13 protein-coding genes are annotated in these 16928 nt (G+C 73.4%); 9 read left to right on the forward strand and 4 right to left on the reverse strand.

Features of this window, described 5'->3' with window-relative positions; translation table 11 throughout:
- Positions 1-22: 22 nt before the first annotated feature.
- A complete protein-coding gene (locus B9S57_RS16945) occupies positions 23-1432 on the forward strand; it encodes a lipase family protein (protein WP_103516415.1) in 1410 nt (469 codons plus the stop codon).
- Positions 1433-1540: 108 nt separating this feature from the next.
- Here the strand turns inward: B9S57_RS16945 and B9S57_RS16950 are convergent, their stop codons facing one another.
- Positions 1541-1759, reverse strand: coding sequence for a hypothetical protein (locus B9S57_RS16950; RefSeq protein ID WP_103516416.1), 219 nt, complete (start codon positions 1757-1759; stop codon positions 1541-1543).
- A 317-nt stretch (positions 1760-2076) separates the two neighbouring features.
- Here B9S57_RS16950 and B9S57_RS16955 point away from each other — a divergent pair, with 317 nt between their 5' ends.
- Both B9S57_RS16955 and B9S57_RS16960 read left to right on the forward strand, forming a co-directional pair.
- Positions 2077-2766, forward strand: a complete 690-nt coding sequence (locus B9S57_RS16955) for a copper homeostasis protein CutC (protein WP_103516417.1) — start codon at positions 2077-2079, stop codon at positions 2764-2766.
- Between the two features lie 124 nt (positions 2767-2890).
- Positions 2891-5212 carry an MMPL family transporter gene (locus tag B9S57_RS16960; RefSeq protein ID WP_103516418.1) on the forward strand — a complete coding sequence of 774 codons (2322 nt, stop codon included), beginning with the start codon at positions 2891-2893 and terminating at the stop codon, positions 5210-5212.
- 94 nt (positions 5213-5306) lie between these two features.
- Here B9S57_RS16960 and B9S57_RS16965 read toward each other — a convergent pair whose 3' ends face one another.
- Entirely contained in the window at positions 5307-7367 is a 2061-nt protein-coding gene (locus B9S57_RS16965; protein WP_103516419.1) for a UvrD-helicase domain-containing protein, read from the reverse strand.
- 361 nt (positions 7368-7728) lie between these two features.
- Between B9S57_RS16965 and B9S57_RS16970 the strand changes: the two genes are divergently transcribed.
- On the forward strand, positions 7729-7920 hold the full coding sequence (locus tag B9S57_RS16970; protein WP_181011372.1) for a hypothetical protein: 192 nt from the start codon (positions 7729-7731) through the stop codon (positions 7918-7920).
- A 69-nt stretch (positions 7921-7989) separates the two neighbouring features.
- Here B9S57_RS16970 and B9S57_RS16975 read toward each other — a convergent pair whose 3' ends face one another.
- On the reverse strand, positions 7990-9633 hold the full coding sequence (locus tag B9S57_RS16975; RefSeq protein ID WP_103516421.1) for a DNA repair helicase XPB: 1644 nt from the start codon (positions 9631-9633) through the stop codon (positions 7990-7992).
- Positions 9634-9989: 356 nt separating this feature from the next.
- Here B9S57_RS16975 and B9S57_RS16980 point away from each other — a divergent pair, with 356 nt between their 5' ends.
- Positions 9990-10799 carry a hypothetical protein gene (locus tag B9S57_RS16980; RefSeq protein ID WP_103516422.1) on the forward strand — a complete coding sequence of 270 codons (810 nt, stop codon included), beginning with the start codon at positions 9990-9992 and terminating at the stop codon, positions 10797-10799.
- Positions 10800-10809: 10 nt separating this feature from the next.
- Here B9S57_RS16980 and B9S57_RS16985 read toward each other — a convergent pair whose 3' ends face one another.
- On the reverse strand, positions 10810-13281 hold the full coding sequence (locus tag B9S57_RS16985) for a helicase C-terminal domain-containing protein (RefSeq protein WP_103516423.1): 2472 nt from the start codon (positions 13279-13281) through the stop codon (positions 10810-10812).
- 64 nt (positions 13282-13345) lie between these two features.
- Here B9S57_RS16985 and B9S57_RS16990 point away from each other — a divergent pair, with 64 nt between their 5' ends.
- From B9S57_RS16990 to B9S57_RS17005, 4 genes are all read left to right on the forward strand, one after another.
- Positions 13346-14479, forward strand: a complete 1134-nt coding sequence (locus B9S57_RS16990; protein ID WP_103516424.1) for a hypothetical protein — start codon at positions 13346-13348, stop codon at positions 14477-14479.
- 82 nt (positions 14480-14561) lie between these two features.
- Positions 14562-15143 carry a sugar O-acetyltransferase gene (locus B9S57_RS16995; RefSeq protein ID WP_103516425.1) on the forward strand — a complete coding sequence of 194 codons (582 nt, stop codon included), beginning with the start codon at positions 14562-14564 and terminating at the stop codon, positions 15141-15143.
- Positions 15144-15155: 12 nt separating this feature from the next.
- Entirely contained in the window at positions 15156-15701 is a 546-nt protein-coding gene (locus B9S57_RS17000) for a TetR/AcrR family transcriptional regulator (RefSeq protein WP_103516426.1), read from the forward strand.
- Between the two features lie 309 nt (positions 15702-16010).
- Positions 16011-16925, forward strand: coding sequence for an SDR family oxidoreductase (locus B9S57_RS17005; RefSeq protein WP_103516427.1), 915 nt, complete (start codon positions 16011-16013; stop codon positions 16923-16925).
- The last annotated feature ends 3 nt before the right edge of the window (positions 16926-16928 follow it).

The following is a 16928-nucleotide window of genomic DNA, read 5'->3' on the forward strand; positions in this document are numbered from 1 at the left end:
GGAGCAGAGCGAGGAGTGAGCCGTGAGTCCGCGCAAGACCACCCGTTCGAGCTCGACCGTGAACACCCCCCACCTCCTGGAACCCCGTCGGCCGGGACGCCGTGCGGGGCGCCTCCTGGCGGCCTCCGCGGCGGCCGCCGCCTGCCTGGGCGCGGCGGCCGTACCGGCCTCGGCCACCGGCACCGCCGGGTCGGAGCCGGTGGTCTCCCGGGGGGTGACCATCCCCGAGTTCTACAACCCGCCGGCGCGGCTGCCCGCCGCCGACGGGGCGCTCGTCCGTACGGAGCCGCTGCCTCTCGGGGTGAGCCTCCCCGGGCTCGACGGCCGCCGGATGCCCGGTACGGCGACCCGGCTGATGTACAAGTCCACCGACGCGGGCGGCGGGCCCGTCGCCGTGACCGGCGCGTACATCGAGCCGTCCGCCGCATGGAAGGGCGGAGGCGAGCGCCCCCTGGTGGCGCTCGCCTCCGGGACCATGGGGCAGGGCGACCAGTGCGCCCCCTCGCTGTCGCTCCAGCACCCGCTGACCATCGGCGAGGGCACGGTGTCCATCGGCTACGACAACATCGCCGTCTACCGCTTCCTCGCCGCCGGCGCGGCCGTCGTGGTCACCGACTACGCGGGGCTCGGCACGACCGACCGCCTCCACACCTACGTCAACCGCGTCGACGAGGGGCACGCCCTCCTGGACGCGGCCCGCGCCGCGCGCTCCGTCCAGGGCGCCTCGGTCACCTCCGCCTCGAAGGTCGGCCTCTACGGCTACAGCCAGGGCGGCGGCGCCAGCGCGTCGGCGGCCGAGCTCCGCTCCTCGTACGCCCCCGACGTCAACCTGGCGGGCACCTACGCCGGAGCCCCGCCCGCGGACCTCACCGAGGTCATGAAGGGCATCGACGGCAGCGCCCTGGCCGGCGCGCTGGGCTGGTCGATCAACGGCTTCGCCCAGTCTGACCCGTCCCTGAAGGCGGTCGTCGACGCGAACACCAACGACGTCGGCAAGGCGGCGCTGAAGGACACCTCCTCGATGTGCGTGGGCGACGCGATCCTCGGCTACGGCTTCACGAACAGCAAGAAGTGGACCGCCAACGGCAAGCCGATCGCGGACGTCATCGCGGCCGAACCGAAGCTGCAGGCCATCCTCGCCCAGCAGCGCATCGGCACCCTGAAGCCGACCGGCCCGGTGCGGCTGGCGACCGGGGTCCAGGACGACATCGTCGGGCACAGGCAGGCCCGTCAGCTCGCGGTGGACTGGTGCCGCAGGGGTGGTGACGTGACGTACGAGGCGATCCACCTGCCCAACCTCGGCGACAAGCTCCTCACCAACCACCTCGTCCCGCTCCTCACCGACCAGGGCAGCGCCATCTCCTGGCTGACCGACCGGCTCTCCGGGAAGAAGGCCTTCTCCAACTGCTGGTCGATGCCGCTCCAGCCCTGAGTGGGCGTTCTCGTCTCGGCCTGTTTCATCCGCGGGGCCCCGGCCGGCGGCCCGACGCTCTTGTGGGACCGGCCTCAGGCCGGTCCCACAAGAGCGTCAGGCCGCTTGTCAGTCCTTCTCGTACTGCGCCAGCGCGAGCCCCAGGCCGAAGAACGTAGGCGCCCACTCACCCACGAAAATCCCCCACCGGTCGGCGCGATCTGTCCCCGATGTCTCTACCTTGACCGACGTCGCCCACGACAGGAACGACAAACCGATCGAGACGACAGCGGCCGTATAGGCGTGATCACTGCGCACACCCGCTTCGTGCAACTTCTTGATGATCATGACCAAACTCCTCGGACGGAGATCTGCAGACAGGGCCACCCTCGCCCCCGCCCGGCACCACCGCTCACCCCGCGCCGCCAAACGGGTGACCCCCACAGCGGAACGCTCTACCACCTCCAGCTTCGGAAGCGGCATCTGACGCGCGCGCCCCGTGACCCTCCAGGTCGCGGCCCGTCCGCCACCGCGGACGCGCCGCGGCCTCCGCGTATCTTCATGCTTGCGTTCGCATGGGGAGCTGCGCCCCGGGTGGCTGACCCGTAGTCTGGTTTATTGGACTAGACCTGTAGTCCGTAGCCGCTGCTAAGGAATGGAACACCATGAGCAACCGTGCAGTCCTGGAGGTGATCGCTCTCGACGCCGAGGACGCGGTCGCGGCGCAGGCGGGCGGTGCGGACCGCCTCGAACTGGTCACCGACATGGCGGCCGACGGCCTGACGCCGCCGCTCGCGGTCTTCGAGGAGATCCGGGCCGCAGTCGACATCCCGCTGCGCGTCATGCTCAGGGTCGCGGACGGCTTCGCCGCCGGCGACATCGACGTCCTCGTCGACAAGGCCCGCGCGATGCGCGCCGCGGGGGCCGAGGAGTTCGTCCTCGGCTTCCTCGACGAGTACGGCCACGCCGACCTGGTGGCCGTCGAGCGGCTCGTCGCCGAGCTGGACGGCTGCCCGTGGACCTTCCACCGCGCCATCGACCGCGCCGCCGACCGCGACGTGCTGCGCAAGCACCTCGCGGACCTGCCGGGGCTGGACACGTACCTGACGGCGGGCTCGCCCGGCGGTGTCGACGACGGCATGGAGACACTGCTCGCCGAGGCCGGGCGCTCGGACATGCCCGGCTACGAGCCGCAGATCATGGTGGGCGGCGGCCTGCGTCTGGAGCACCTGCCGAGCCTGTGCGCCGCGGGCATCGAGGCCTTCCACATCGGAGGGGCGGCCCGGCCGGGCGGCTGGGCCGGACCGGTGGACGCCGCAGCGGTACGGGAGTGGCGCGCGGCGCTCGACGGCTGACGGGCGGGTAGGGGCGGACGGGTCGGGGCGGCGTCACCCGTTCCCCCACTCCGGGGTGCCACGGCGCCGGGACCGGCTTTCAATGCTGAGTGTCCCAGGTGCCCGGCCCAGCCCCGGAGTCCACATGTCGCATCAGCAGCCCGCCCGCGAGCCCGGCGCCGCAGCGCGCCGGGCGGGGGTCCTGCACGCGACCGGGGTGTGGTGCGCGCGTCACTTCGTGATCGTCATCGTGCTGTGGCTGGCCACGCTCGCCGTGCTCCAGGTCATGCACCGCACCTACGGCGGTGACTACTCCGACAACTTCTCGATCTCCGGGACCCAGTCGCAGGACGGCCTCGACGTGCTCGACGCACACGCCCCCTCGGCCGGCGGCTACAGCAGCCAGGTGGTCGTGCACGACGCCGACGCGTCGCTCAGCGGGCTGAGCAGCCAGATGTCCACGGTCGTCAGTGACCTCGAAAAGCTGCCCGACGTGCTCTCCGTCCAGAACCCGCTGACCGCGCAGACCAGCACCAGCGGCCCGGACGTGGGCCCGCTGTCGAGCGACGGGAAGACGGCGTACGTCACCGTCCGGTTCAGTGAGCAGCCCTCCACCCTGGGCTCGGGCTACCTCGCCGGGGTGGACTCCGCCGTGCAGCCGCTCCGGGCGGCGGGCGCCGAGGTGGAGTACGGCGGCTCGCTGGGCGAGCTGGCCCGGCCCGGCGCCAACGACCGCATCAGCGAGGCGATCGGCTTCGGGGTGGCCGTGGTGGTGCTGCTGATCGGCTTCGGCAGTCTGGTGGCCGCCCTGCTGCCGCTGGTCACCGCGCTGATCTGCGTCATCTGCGGGCTCGCCCTGCTCGCGATGCTGGCCGCCGCGACGACCTTCGCCACCGTCTCGCCGACGCTGGCCACGATGATCGGGCTCGGCGTCGGCATCGACTACGCCCTCTTCCTGGTCACCCGGCACCGCCAGAGCCTCATGGACGGCAGGGACCCGGTCGCGGCGGCCGGAGCGGCCACGGCCACCAGCGGGCGGGCCGTGCTGCTGTCCGGGTGCACCGTCATCATCGCCCTCTGCGGGCTGTGGGTCTCCGGGATCGGCTTCATCGGCAAGCTCGGCCTGGCGGCGGCCGTCACCGTCGTCACCGCGGTGCTCGGAGCCCTCACCCTGGTGCCCGCCGTGCTCGGCCTGGCGGGGCGGCACATCGACCGCATCCACGTGCGGCGGCCGATCGCCGAGGTGGAGGCCGGGCCGGAGCCGCGCGGGGGAGCGGACAGGCCTGGGCCGCGCGGGGGAGTGGAGGGTCCGGAGCGGACGACGCACGGCACCTGGCACCGGTACGCGCAGCGGGTGGAGCGCAGGCCGTGGTGGTTCCTGGCCGGCGGGGTGGTCGTGCTGGCCGTACTCGCCTTCCCGCTCCTCTTCATCCAGCTCGGGCACATCGGGGACGGGGCCGACCCCAAGTCCTTCACCGACCGGCGCGCCTACGACCTCATGTCCTCGGCGTTCGGGCCCGGTTCCAACGGCCCCCTGACGCTCGTGATCGACCAGAGCGACGTCCCCCAGGACGACCGGTCCGCGCTGGAGAGCCAGGCGGAGCAGTCCCTGGCCAAGGTGCAGGACGCGGCGTTCATCACCCCGCTCACCCCCACCTCGGACGGGGACGTCCTCACCGCCACCGCCTACTCCGTCGCCGCACCCCAGGACGAGCGGACCACGGAGCTGGTCGACCGCCTGTCGGACGACGTGCTGCCCGGCGCGGTCTCCGGCACCGCCGCGCACACCTATGTGACCGGCACGACGGCCGCCCAGGTCGACTTCCTGGACATCGTCTCCAGCAGGCTGCCCCTGATCATCGCGGTGGTGGTCGGACTCGCCTTCCTCGTGATCCTGGCCGTGTTCCGCGGGCTGCTCGTCGCGGTCAAGGCGGCCGTGCTCAACGTGCTGTCGATCGCCGCCTCGTACGGGGTCGTGGTCGCCGTCTTCCAGTGGGGCTGGGGAGGGCCCGCGCTCGGCGTCTCGGGCGACGTCCCGATCGAGAGCTACGTGCCGATGATGATGTTCGCCATCGTCTTCGGACTCAGCATGGACTACGAGATCTTCCTGCTGACCCGGATCCACGAGGCCTGGCTGGCCACGAACGACCCGAAGGCGAGCGTCGCGCACGCCCTGGAGATCACCGCACGGGTCATCACCTGCGCCGCGCTGATCATGGTCAGCGTCTTCGCCGCCTTCATCATCAGCGACAACATCGTGGTCAAGATGCTGGGACTGGGCCTTGCGGTCAGCGTGCTCATCGACGCCACCGTCGTGCGGCTGCTCCTGGTGCCCGCGGTGATGACCCTGCTCGGCCGCGCCGCCTGGTGGACCCCGCGGTGGCTGGACCGGCTCCTGCCGCACCTCGACGCGGAAGGGCAGGAGGACCGGGAACCACCCGACCGAGGTGACCGTGCTCTGACCTGACCTGACCTGACCTGACCTGACCTGACCTGACCTGACCCGACCCGACCCGTCCGGCGACCGGCCGTCCGGGTCCCGGGCAGCCCGTCGGGTCCCGCTAACCCAGCTGTTCGGGCAGCGGGGCCGCGTGCAGGACCGCGAGGCCGGAGACCGCGCGGGTCAGGGCGACGTACAGGCGGCGCAGGCCGGTGCGTTCGTCGGGTTCTCCGTCGACCACGGCCGCCGGTTCGTCCAGCACGACGTAGTCGTACTCCAGTCCCTTCGCGAGCGAGGCCGGGACCAGGGTCAGCCGGGAGTGCGCGGTCGTCTCCTCACCGGGGGAGAGGACGCTGTGGCCCGCGTCCGCGAGTGCCGCCGAGAGCGCCGGGATGCGGGCGTCGGCGGCGATCAGGCCGATCGAGCCGTCGTGGCGCAGCGACTCCTCGCACGCCGCGACCACCGCCGCGTCCAGCTCGTCCGCCGCCGCGACCTGCCGTACCGCAAGGGAGCCCGGCGTCTCACGCACCGACTCCACCGGGGCCAGGCCCGGGGCGATCGACGGGAGGAGACGGGAGGCGTACGCGATCACCTCGCGCGGCACACGGAAGCCCGCCGTCAGCTCCTCCACGACCGCGTCTGCCTTGCCCAGGTGGAACAGCGCCTGCTCCCAGCTCCGCGTCGACCACGGGGTGGTCCCCTGGGCCAGGTCGCCGAGCACGGTCGCCGACCCCGTCGAGCAGCGCCGGCCCACCGCGCGGTACTGCATGGGGGACAGGTCCTGGGCCTCGTCGATGACGACATGGCCCAGCGAATGGGTGCGCGCCACCAGGTCGGCTGCCTCGTCGATCAGCACCGCGTCCGCCACCGTCCACTTCGCCGACTTCACGCTCCGCGCGGGCCGTGCCATCAGGATCTGCTTCTGCTCGTCGCCGGTGAGGAGGCCCTCCGCGTGCGCGGCCAGGAAGTCCGCGTCCGTCAGGAGCCGCAGCACCAGCTTCGCGGGCTCCACCGCCGGCCAGATCGCCTTCACGGCCGCCTTCACCGCGGGATTGCGCGCCACCGCGTTCTGCACCCGGTCGTCCGGGGCTTCGCCGGCCTCCTCCATCCGCACGAGGACGGCGTGCGCGATGCGCTGCGGAAGAGCCTCGTGGGCGGCCCCGTACCGCATGTCGCGGGCCAGCAGCTCGGTGACCATCTCCTCGATCTCGTGGGCCGGGACCCTCCAGCGCCGGGAACCGCGCACCACCACGACCGTCTCGGCCGGAGGCGTCACGTGCGAGCGGATCGCCCGCCGCAGGACCTCCGCCATGCGGGCGTCGCCCTTGATCACCGCGGCGGCCGACCCGTCGGTCCCCCGCACCTCGACGCGCGCACCCACCAGGTCCTCGACGGTGGCCTGCTGCACCTCGAGCTCACCGAGCGCCGGGAGCACCTGCTCGATGTAGTGGAGGAACGACCGGTTCGGGCCGATGACGAGGGTGCCGGTGCGGGCGAGGCGCTCGCGGTGCGCGTAGAGGAGATAGGCGACACGGTGCAGGCCGACGGCCGTCTTCCCGGTGCCCGGGCCTCCCTGGACGCAGACCGTGCCGCCCAGGCCGCTGCGGACGATCTCGTCCTGCTCGGGCTGGATCGTCGCGACGATGTCACGCATCGGCCCCACACGGGGCCGCTCGATCTCCGCCTGGAGGAGCTTGCTGGTCTGCTCGGTCTCCGTCGGGTCGGTGAGGTGCTCGTCCTCGTACGCGGTCAGCTCGCCGCCGGTGTAGCCGAAGCGGCGGCGGTGGCCGACGTCCAGGGGGTTGTTCCTGGAGGCCTGGTAGAACGGCTGCGAGACCGGCGCGCGCCAGTCGATGACCATCGGATCGCCGTGGGCGTCGTGGACGTGGCGGCGCCCGATGTAGAAGCGCTCCCCCTCCGAGCCCTCCGCCTTCTCGGCGCCGACCACGTGCAGGTAGTCCAGGCGGCCGAAGAACAGCGGGGTGTGGGAGAGGTCGGCGAGCGCCTTGATGCGGTCGTCGATCTGGGCCTGCAGGACCGCGGCGTTGACCCAGTTCGCGGTGACATCACGGATGTCTAGCGCCTGCACGTCCTCGCGCATGGCGCGCAGCGCGGCACGGGACGCGGCGAGGTGCGCCCGCTCCCTGACCAGTGGATTGCTTGTCTCTTCGTGCGCGGGCACGGTGTTGCCTCCGGCTTTTCGACGCAGGACGGCGGACAGGGCGCAGCGCCCGGTCCGCTCGGGGACGTTCACACGCAGACGCGCACGCCGGTGGGCGCGTGCGGCAGTTGTCGGCCGGTTTCCGTCCGGTCGGCGGCGCTCCCCCGGCTGCCGACCGCTCGAAGGGCAGGCCGGTACCACGGTGCGGGAGGCGGGCAGACCGGCGATTGTAGCGACCGCGGGACCCCGGGGCGAACGAATAGACGCGGGCCGTGTCCGTCCCGTAGGGGACGGCATGCGACCTCCGGCCTACGGGCTCCCGCCCGCGCTTCGGTCCGCAGGCCGATGCCGGAGCGCGGGCGGACGGAGCACCATGGAATGCATGAGCACCGTTCATCTGAACCCGCGCAGGACCGGCCCCGCGCACGGCGCGACCGCGGCGACCGGTCATCCACGCAGCCACCGCATGGGAAACGCGGTGCGCGCCGTATCCGTCTTCGCACGCACCGCGTTCGGTGTGGCCGTCCTCGGCGAGTACGCGGAGGAGGCGGGCGTCGTCCGCCGCCGCCGCTGAGCCCGAAAGCCCGTCCGCCGCCGCTGAACCGGTGGGCCCTCGCCCGGAAGCCCCGCCCAGGGACCGCTGTCAGTTCTCCGTCAGCAGCTCGTCCGCGTCGACGATCCGGTAGGCGTACCCCTGCTCGGCCAGGAACCGCTGGCGGTGAGCCGCGAAGTCCTGGTCGATCGTGTCGCGGGCGACCACCGAGTAGAAGCGCGCCTCGTGCCCGTCCGCCTTCGGGCGCAGGACCCGGCCGAGCCGCTGCGCCTCCTCCTGACGCGAGCCGAACGTTCCCGACACCTGGATGGCGACCGTGGCCTCCGGCAGGTCGATCGAGAAGTTCGCGACCTTCGACACGACCAGCACGCTGATCTCGCCCTGCCGGAACGCGTCGAAGAGCTTCTCGCGCTGGGCGTTGCTCGTCTCGCCCTTGATCACCGGGGCGTCCAGGTGCTCACCGAGCTCGTCCAGCTGGTCGATGTACTGCCCGATGACCAGGGTCTGCTCGCCCCGGTGCTTGCGTACGAGCGCCTCGGTGACCTTCCGCTTCGTCGCGGTCGTCGCGCAGAACCGGTACTTCTCCTCGGCCTCCGCCGTCGCGTAGGCGAGCCGCTCCGAGTCCGTGAGGTTCACGCGGACCTCGACGCAGTCGGCGGGCGCGATGTAGCCCTGCGCCTCGATCTCCTTCCACGGGGCGTCGAACCGCTTGGGCCCGATGAGCGAGAAGACGTCCGACTCGCGGCCGTCCTCGCGCACCAGCGTCGCGGTGAGCCCGAGGCGACGCCGGGCCTGGAGGTCGGCGGTGAACTTGAAGACGGGCGCGGGCAGCAGGTGCACCTCGTCGTAGATCACGAGCCCCCAGTCGCGGGAGTCGAACAGCTCCAGGTGCGGGTAGATCCCCTTACGGCGGGTGGTCAGCACCTGGTACGTGGCGATGGTGACCGGCCGGATCTCCTTGCGCGTACCGCTGTACTCGCCGATCTCCTCCTCGGTCAGCGAGGTCCGCTTCACCAGCTCGTGCTTCCACTGGCGGGCGGAGACGGTGTTGGTGACCAGGATCAGCGTGGTCGCCTTGGCCTCGGCCATGGCACCCGCGCCGACCAGCGTCTTCCCGGCGCCGCAGGGGAGCACGACGACACCCGAGCCGCCGTGCCAGAAGCCCTCGACGGCCTGCTTCTGGTACGGGCGCAGCGACCAGCTCTCCTGGTCCAGCTCGATCGGGTGCGCCTCGCCGTCGACGTACCCGGCGAGGTCCTCGGCGGGCCAGCCCAGCTTGAGCAGCGTCTGCTTGATCTGCCCGCGCTCGGAGGGGTGCACGGCCACGGTGTCCGGGTCGAGACGCGCCCCGACCAGCGGCTGGACCTTCTTCGAGCGGAGGATCTCCTCCAGCACCGGGCGGTCGTTCGACGTCAGCACCAGGCCGTGGACGGGGTGCTTGGACAGGGTGAGGCGGCCGTACCGCGCCATCGTCTCGGCGATGTCGACGAGGAGCGCGTGCGGCACGGGGTAGCGCGAGTACTCCACGAGCGCGTCGACGACCTGCTCGGCGTCGTGCCCCGCGGCGCGGGCGTTCCACAGGCCGAGCGGGGTCACGCGGTAGGTGTGGATGTGCTCGGGGGCACGCTCCAGCTCGGCGAAGGGTGCGATGACACGGCGGCAGGCCTCGGCCTGGTCGTGGTCGACCTCGAGGAGCAGCGTCTTGTCGCTCTGGACGATGAGGGGTCCGGTCACGCGCGTCGGCCCTTTCTGTTCCGCTTCTGCCCTGCTGCTGGGATCCGCCGCCGGGGACGGCCGCGAACGGCCAAACGTCCAGTGTGCCGCATCGGCCGCGAACGGGCGTCGCGCACGCGTGACGGAGCGGGTGGCGGGCCTCCCGCCGCGCGGTGGTCCGGAGGGAGCCGGCGACGCCACGGTGCGTACGATCCGGGGGGCCGGCTCTGACCGGCGTCCTGGTGCGGCGAAGCCCGTGCGGGTCGGCCGGTGGGGCCCTCCGGCCGGGGTGAGCTCACCGGCCGACCGGTGGTCAGAAGCGGCTGGTAGAAAGGGAATGCGCGTCGGCAGGTCGTCGTCCGCGGGGGAGGAACGTCATGTCACAGCCGTCACCCTGGCCGCCGCAGCAGCCGCCGGGCGGTCAGCCGCAGCCGCCGTACGGAGGCGGGCAGCAGCCGCCGATCGGTGCTCAGCCCCCGGGCCTTCCGCCGCGGCCCGGGTACGGGAATCCCCACGGCGGGCAGCCCGTGCCGGACAACCCGTACGCGGCTCAGCAGCCGCCACCGCCCGGTCCGCCCGGTCCGCCCGCGCCGTACGGCGCGTACCCGCCGCCGCCCCAGGGACCGGCGGTGCCGCCTCCGCCCGCGGGGAAGGGGAAGCGGCGCACCGGGCCGATCGTGGGCGCCACTCTGGTGGCGCTCGTCCTGATCGGCGGCGGGGTGTGGTTCGCGCTCGGCACCGGTGACGACGACGACGCCAAGGGGCCCGTCGCGAAGGTGAGTCCCAGTGCCACCTCGCCCTCTCCGAGCGCCACGGAGGAGACACCGGAGGAGTCCCCCTCGCCGACGGGCATGCCCGCGCCGACGGGGACCGGGCTCCAGGCGGTCTGGCGGGCGTCCGACTCGACGATGCTGGGGCTGGGCGACGCGTACACCGACGAGCCCGCCCGGATCAACGCCGTCCTCAGTGCCGGTGACGGCCTGGAGTGCGAGGGCCGGTGGCAGGAGGACGAGAGCGGTGACTTCCTGGAGGTCGCGCTGCTCTGCAAGAAGGACGGCGTCCGGGTCGAGAGCGAGGACCGGGTCGGGAACCTGGAGCAGTCCGGCAACACCCTGACCGTCGAGTGGGCCAAGGGGGACACCGGCACGGAGACCTTCGAGCGCTTCCGGGACATGGATCCCGCCTGACGCCTCCGGGTCAGGTCGACTGCTCGTCGGCGAGCTCCGCGACCCCCGTGATCCGGTGCAGCGGATAGGTCCGGACCTCGTCGGCCGTGTGGTCGTACGCCGTCACGAAGCCGCCCTCGACCTTCACCGGGGCGATCACGCGCTGGCTGGCCGCGCCGTCCACGTTGACGTAGCCGATCCAGACCGCCGAGCCGGTCATCGCGGCGGCCTGCACGGTGGCCAGGGTCTCGGCCGTGGTCGTGCGGGGGAGGGAGCCGGCCGGGGCCGTGCCCGTCTCCGGGGACTCCTTGTGGACGGCTCTGGCGGCCGTGTCGCCGGCCCGGACGGCCCGGACGGCCGCGGTCAGCAGGGTGGCGTCCGGGACCGGCGGCCCCTCGGGGACGGGGACGGGCGGCGTGCGCGGCGGGGTCCTGCGCGCGCCGGCGCGGGTGATCAGGACGTCACCCTCGGCGGACTCGGCGGCCGGGGCGTACCCCATCTCGCGCAGCCCTTCGATGAGCGACCCCGGGCCGGCCTGCGCCGCCAGGACGGTCGGTGCGAGCCGCCGCAGCCGCAGGGTGGCCGACCGCTTGTCGGCCAGGATCTCGTTGAGCACGGCCTCGTCGTCGCAGCGCACGTAGGCGGAGGCGGCGCCGATCCGCAGATGACCGTGGCGGCGGGCCACGTCGTCGATGAGGTAGCTCAGCGGCTGCGGCACCGGCGTACGGCTGTGGGTGGCGAGGAAGGCGTGCAGGTCGGTCGCCGCCCGCCCGGCGTCGAGAGCGCGGCGTACGGAGCCGGGGGTGAAGCGGTAGACCGTCGCGCCGCCCTTGGACTCGACGTCGGCGAGGACGGAGAGCATGTCGGCCAGCGGGCGTTCCAGCGGGCCGGGGGCGACCGCCGTCAGGTCGGCCTGGAGCAGCACGTGGTCCAGGGGCTCGGGGATCAGCGGGGCGAGACGGGCGGCGGCGTCGTCGGGCCCCTCGTCGAGCAGGGCGCGGGCCTGGGAGGAGAGGGCGCCGCGGCCGGTGACGCCGAGCATCTCCGCCTCGTTGACCGTCCACAGGGCGATCCGGGAGCGCAGGTCGGACGCCTCGCCCTGGGGCGAGGGCCCGCCCGGTGGCGTCGTGCGCAGCGGGCGTTCCCAGCGGAGCCGGGCGAGCAGGGTCTGCGGGTCGGGCGCGGTGCCCGGCGGGAGCGAGGCGAAGAGGGCCAGGACCCGGTGGCGTACCTCGGGTGCGGCGGAGCGGTCCAGGTCGGGGCCGAGTGCGGACAGCGCCCGGCCCTTGGCGTCCTGGCCGCCGACCAGGCCCGCGGTGCGGGTGGCGGCGAGCCAGGCGGTGATGAGGTGGGTCCAGCGGTCCTGGGCGTCGAGGTCCAGCCACTCGTCGGAGGCCGGGGTCGGCGCGTACCGCTCGTCGGTCTCGCCGTCCGAGGCCAGCAGGCCCGCCGCGTAGGCGAGTTCGATCCAGAAGGCGGCGACGGGCTCGGACGTGTCGAGCGCGGCGGCGGCGCGCTTCAGCTCGCGGACGCTCAGGCCGCCCGCGCGGAGGATGGCCGGGCCGCCGTTGTTCCAGAGTTTCAGGAGCTCCTCGACGGTGGACAGCGCCATGAAGCCCTGGCCCGCCGCGGCTCTGTCCACAGCCTGGGGATCGCGCTCGGCGGCGGCGATGAGCGCCGGCGCCACGGGCTCGGGCACGCGATGGGCGCGGCCGGCCCGCAGGTGCAGCGCCGCCTCGCGCGGCAGGACGACGGTGCGCGTCGACACGGGCAGCAGCAGCCCGCGGTCGCGCAGCCACTGCACGGGCGGGGTGGGGTTCGGGGTGACCTCCCCGTAGGGCGGGCCCCACACCAGCCGGTCGAGCACCGACAGCGCCTCGACCGGGGCGGTGTCGAGCAGCTCCGCCATCCTGGTCCGGTCCGTGAAGAGCCCGGCCAGCGCGGTGACGGCGGAGACCGGGTCGTGGGTGGGCGGCAGCCCGGCTGCGGTCAGGATCTCCTGCAGCCTGCCGGGCGACATCCCGGCCGTGGCCTCGGAGACGGTCGGGCCGAGGCCGGTGGGGGAGGGGTGCTGCGGCGAGGGGGCGAGCAGCTCGCGCGCGGTGCGCACGAGGTGCAGCCGGGTGTCCTCGCCCCAGACCAGGGCCTGTTCGCGCAGGGTGGCGAGGGCGGTGGGCAGGGCGGCGGTGATCGCCGCACCCGCGTCGTCGCGTCCGTCGCCGTCGTCCTGCCCGTCACCGGTGAGGAGCGCGAGCAGCGTGTCGTAGGGGGCGGGGTCCGGTGCCACGGCCAGCGCCTCGGCGGTCTGCAGGGCGAAGCGGTCGAGGTGCTCCAGCGCGCGGACCACGGAGGCCCGGGTGCCGGCCCGTGTCGCCAGCTGCGTGATGTCGTTCGGCACGGGGCTGAGCAGGTCGGGGCGGGCACGCAGCAGCCCGGCCAGCGATTCGTCGCCCCGGGCGCGCAGGGCTTCGGCGAGCGTGCGCGGTGGTGTGGTCGTCCCCATCCGTCCCACGGTAGCCCCTGGAACGCTACCGTCGGGGCAGGGCGGGTGGAGGGAGAACCAGCGCGTGGGGATCGAGAGCGACCAGCTTGTCTACGACTACCTCAGCCGGGTCGGTGACCTGGCGCAGCAGCAACAGCTGTCCTCGGGCGCCCGGATGAGGCTCGTCGCGACGCTGCGGGGCGAGATCGACCGGCAGCGCGGCACGGACGGATCCGACTCTCCGGCGGTGGTCCGGCGCATCCTCGGCCGCCTCGGGGCTCCGGGTGAACTCGTGTCCGCGGCGGCCGAGTCGGGCGACGGGGAGGTGTCGCTCCCCTCGCCCCGGGCGGACGCCGCCACGGAAGCCGGGAGCGCGCCCGGGGTGCCCCGGGCGCGGCGTGGTCTGCTCAGGAAAGACGTGTCGCGCAAGGGCGCGTCGCCACAGGCCGCACAGGCGGATCCCGGACCCGGCGGGCCGGCGCCGGGGAGGCCGGAGGCCGCTGGACCGGCTCCGGCCTGGCCGTCGGCGTCCGCGCCGCACATGGCGGGGCTGGGCGAGGAGCAGCCCGGGGGCGAGACCGAGTGGTGGCGGATCGAGCCGGGGCCCTTCGGTGAGGTCGCGCAGGGCGGGCCGGGGGCGATGGGCGTCGGCACGTCCGTGCCGGGGTTCGTGGGCGGGCTGGAGAGCCCGGAGCTGTTCGGCATGCCGAGCACGCCGAAGCCCCCCGGGCCGCGCGCCCCGGCGGAGGGGGAGGAGCCCGCACCTGCGGCGGACGGGAAGGAGGCCGCCGCTCCGGCGCCCGTGGCGCGTCCCCGGCCGCGCCTGCGGCTGCGGCGGCCCAGGAAGGCCGTCGTGGACGCCGGGGCCCCCGCGCGGCCCCGCCTCTCCCATCCGCTCCTGCTGCTGGCCGCCGCGCTGCTGGTGGCCGGTGCCGTGCTCGGGTCGTGGCTGGCGCTCGCGGGAGGGTGGCTGCTGGCGTACAGCTCGCGCAGGTTCTCCCGCGCGGAGGCGAAGTGGGTCGCGCTGGGCCTGCCGGGCCTGGTCGTCGGCGGCGCTTTCGTCTGGTTGTGGGGCCGCATGGACGGCCGCTGGGGCGAGCCGCTCGCGGAGAGCGCGATGGGGGACGCGATGACGGACGTCTGGCCCGTCGTGGTGCGGGTCGCGGCGGTGGCGTCGGCGCTCTACCTGGTGTGGCGCTCCCGCAGGCTGACGGGCTGACAGCGGCCGGGCGGCCGAGGAGCTGGGGCGGGCGGCACGGCTGGAGTGTACGTTCGTACGCCTTGGGTGTACGGTCGCACGCATGCCGATGGACCACTTCGCCGACGATCCGCGTACGAACCTGGAGCGCATGCTCGCGGGTGACCTCTACATCGCCGACGATCCGGAGATCGCGCGGCGCCAGCAGCACGCGATGCGCCTCGCGGCCCGCTTCCAGGCCGCCTACACCGAGGACGCCGACGCGGCCAGGACGATCCTGGCCGAACTGCTCGACTCCGTGGGCGAGGGCGTCGACCTGCGCCCGCCGCTGTACGTCGACTACGGCAGCAACATCACCATCGGCGCCCGTACCTTCGTCAACTACCACCTCACCGCGCTGGACGTCGCGCGCATCACCATCGGTGAGGACTGCCAGATCGGGCCCGACGTCCAGCTCCTCACGCCCACCCACCCCGTCGAGCCGGGGCCCCGCCGGGACAAGCTGGAGGCCGCGCTCCCCATCACCATCGGTGACAACGTGTGGCTCGGCGGCGGCGTCATCGTCTGCCCCGGGGTGACCATCGGTGACAACTCCGTGATCGGCGCGGGTGCCGTGGTCACGAAGGACATCCCCGCCGACGTCGTCGCCGTGGGCAACCCCGCCCGCGTCGTCCGCGGCGTCTGACCCGCCCGTCCCGTGGCCACCGGACGTACGGACCCCCAGCGGCGGGAGCGGATTCTCGCCGCCACGCTCGACCACATCGCCGACGAGGGGGTCGTCGGCGTCTCGCACCGCAGGATCGCGGCCCGCGCCGAGGTTCCGCTGGGGTCGATGACCTACCACTTCAGCGGCATCGACGACCTGTTGCGCGAGGCGTTCACCCGCTTCGCCGACCAGATCGTGGCCGTGTTCGAACAGCACCTGGGCCGGGCCGGCACCCCCGAGGAGGCGCGTGAGGCGGTCACCGACCTCATCCACGTGCTGTCCGAGGGGCCGCGCCGCGAACTCGTCCTCACCCAGGAGCTCTACACCCTGGCCGCCCGGCGCGACGAGTACCGCGAGCTCACCCACGCGTGGATGAACCGCAGCCGCCGTCTGCTGGAGCAGCACTTCGACCCGGACACCGCCCGCCGGCTCGACGCGCTGATCGAGGGGCTGACCCTGCACCGGGCCCTCGACACCGAGCCGTCCAGCCGTGAACTGACGCGGCAGGCGGTCGAGCGGATGACGTCGGGGGCCTAGACCGGAGCTGCCTGGGCAGGATCATGCCCTGGCGTACATCCCCGGATCACCTGTGGGGCGCGGACCTGACACCGCGCCCCACAGGCTTCGGCCCGCTTCCGGAAGCCGCGGGGAACACACCCGACGGCCGTGGGCCACGCACCCGGGTGGCAGTGGAGAACGCACCCGGAAGGCCGTTGCGCCCCCCGAAAGCCGCGGAGAACACGCCCGTAAAAGGCGACAGAAGGTGTCTGCTTTCCGGGGAAGCATGCTGTCTCCGCCGTCCGCACGGGCGTCGGCGCGGCACAGCGTGGATCCGGGAGGACGTACATGTCAGCGGCACTGGACGGCAAGGTGGCCCTCGTCGCAGGGGCGACGCGGGGAGCGGGACGGGGGATCGCGGTCGAGCTGGGCGCGGCCGGGGCGACCGTCTACGTCACCGGACGCAGCACCCGGACCCGGCGGTCGGAGTACGACCGTCCCGAGACCATCGAGGACACGGCGGACCTGGTGGCCGCGGCGGGCGGCCACGGCATCGCCGTGCCGACCGACCATCTGGTCCCCTCGCAGGTCCGCGCGCTGGTGGACCGCATCGCGGCCGAACAGGACCGGCTGGACGTGCTGGTCAACGACATCTGGGGCGGTGAGCACCTCTTCGCCTGGGACACCCCCGTGTGGGAGCACGACCTGGACAAGGGGCTGCGGCTGCTGCGGCTCGCCGTGGAGACCCACGCGATCACCAGCCACCACGCCCTTCCCCTCCTGCTGCGCGGCCGGGGCGGTCTGGTCGTCGAGATGACCGACGGCACCGCCGAGTACAACCGGGACACCTACCGGAACTCCTTCTTCTACGACCTGGCGAAGACCGCCGTCCTGCGTATGGGCTTCTCCCTCGGCCATGAACTGGGCTCCCGGGGTGCCACGGCGGTGGCGCTGACCCCGGGGTGGATGCGCTCGGAGATGATGCTCGACCACTTCGAGGTGACCGAGGAGACCTGGCGGGACGCCCTCGACCGGGTGCCGCACTTCTGCATCTCCGAGACGCCGTCCTACACCGGGCGGGCCGTCGTCGCGCTCGCCGCCGATCCCGATGTGAGCCGGTGGAACGGTCGGTCGCTGTCCAGCGGCGGGCTGGCCCAGGAGTACGGGTTCACCGACCTCGACGGCAGCCGGCCGGACGCCTGGCGCTATCTCACCGAGGTCCAGGGCGTCGGCGGGCCCGCCGACGCCACCGGCTACCGCTGATGC

The sequence above is a fragment of the Streptomyces sp. SM10 genome, from assembly GCF_002910915.1.
Lineage (GTDB): Bacteria > Actinomycetota > Actinomycetes > Streptomycetales > Streptomycetaceae > Streptomyces.

What these genes read in the sequence shown, in the direction of transcription:
- B9S57_RS16950 (WP_103516416.1), bottom strand. Translation starts at nt 1,759, where the DNA reads ATGATCATCAAGAAGTTGCACGAAGCGGGTGTGCGCAGTGATCACGCC.
- B9S57_RS16955 (WP_103516417.1), top strand. Translation starts at nt 2,077, where the DNA reads ATGAGCAACCGTGCAGTCCTGGAGGTGATCGCTCTCGACGCCGAGGAC.
- B9S57_RS16960 (WP_103516418.1), top strand. Translation starts at nt 2,891, where the DNA reads ATGTCGCATCAGCAGCCCGCCCGCGAGCCCGGCGCCGCAGCGCGCCGG.
- B9S57_RS16970 (WP_181011372.1), top strand. Translation starts at nt 7,729, where the DNA reads ATGAGCACCGTTCATCTGAACCCGCGCAGGACCGGCCCCGCGCACGGC.
- B9S57_RS16980 (WP_103516422.1), top strand. Translation starts at nt 9,990, where the DNA reads ATGTCACAGCCGTCACCCTGGCCGCCGCAGCAGCCGCCGGGCGGTCAG.
- B9S57_RS16985 (WP_103516423.1), bottom strand. Translation starts at nt 13,281, where the DNA reads ATGGGGACGACCACACCACCGCGCACGCTCGCCGAAGCCCTGCGCGCC.
- B9S57_RS16995 (WP_103516425.1), top strand. Translation starts at nt 14,562, where the DNA reads ATGCCGATGGACCACTTCGCCGACGATCCGCGTACGAACCTGGAGCGC.
- B9S57_RS17005 (WP_103516427.1), top strand. Translation starts at nt 16,011, where the DNA reads ATGTCAGCGGCACTGGACGGCAAGGTGGCCCTCGTCGCAGGGGCGACG.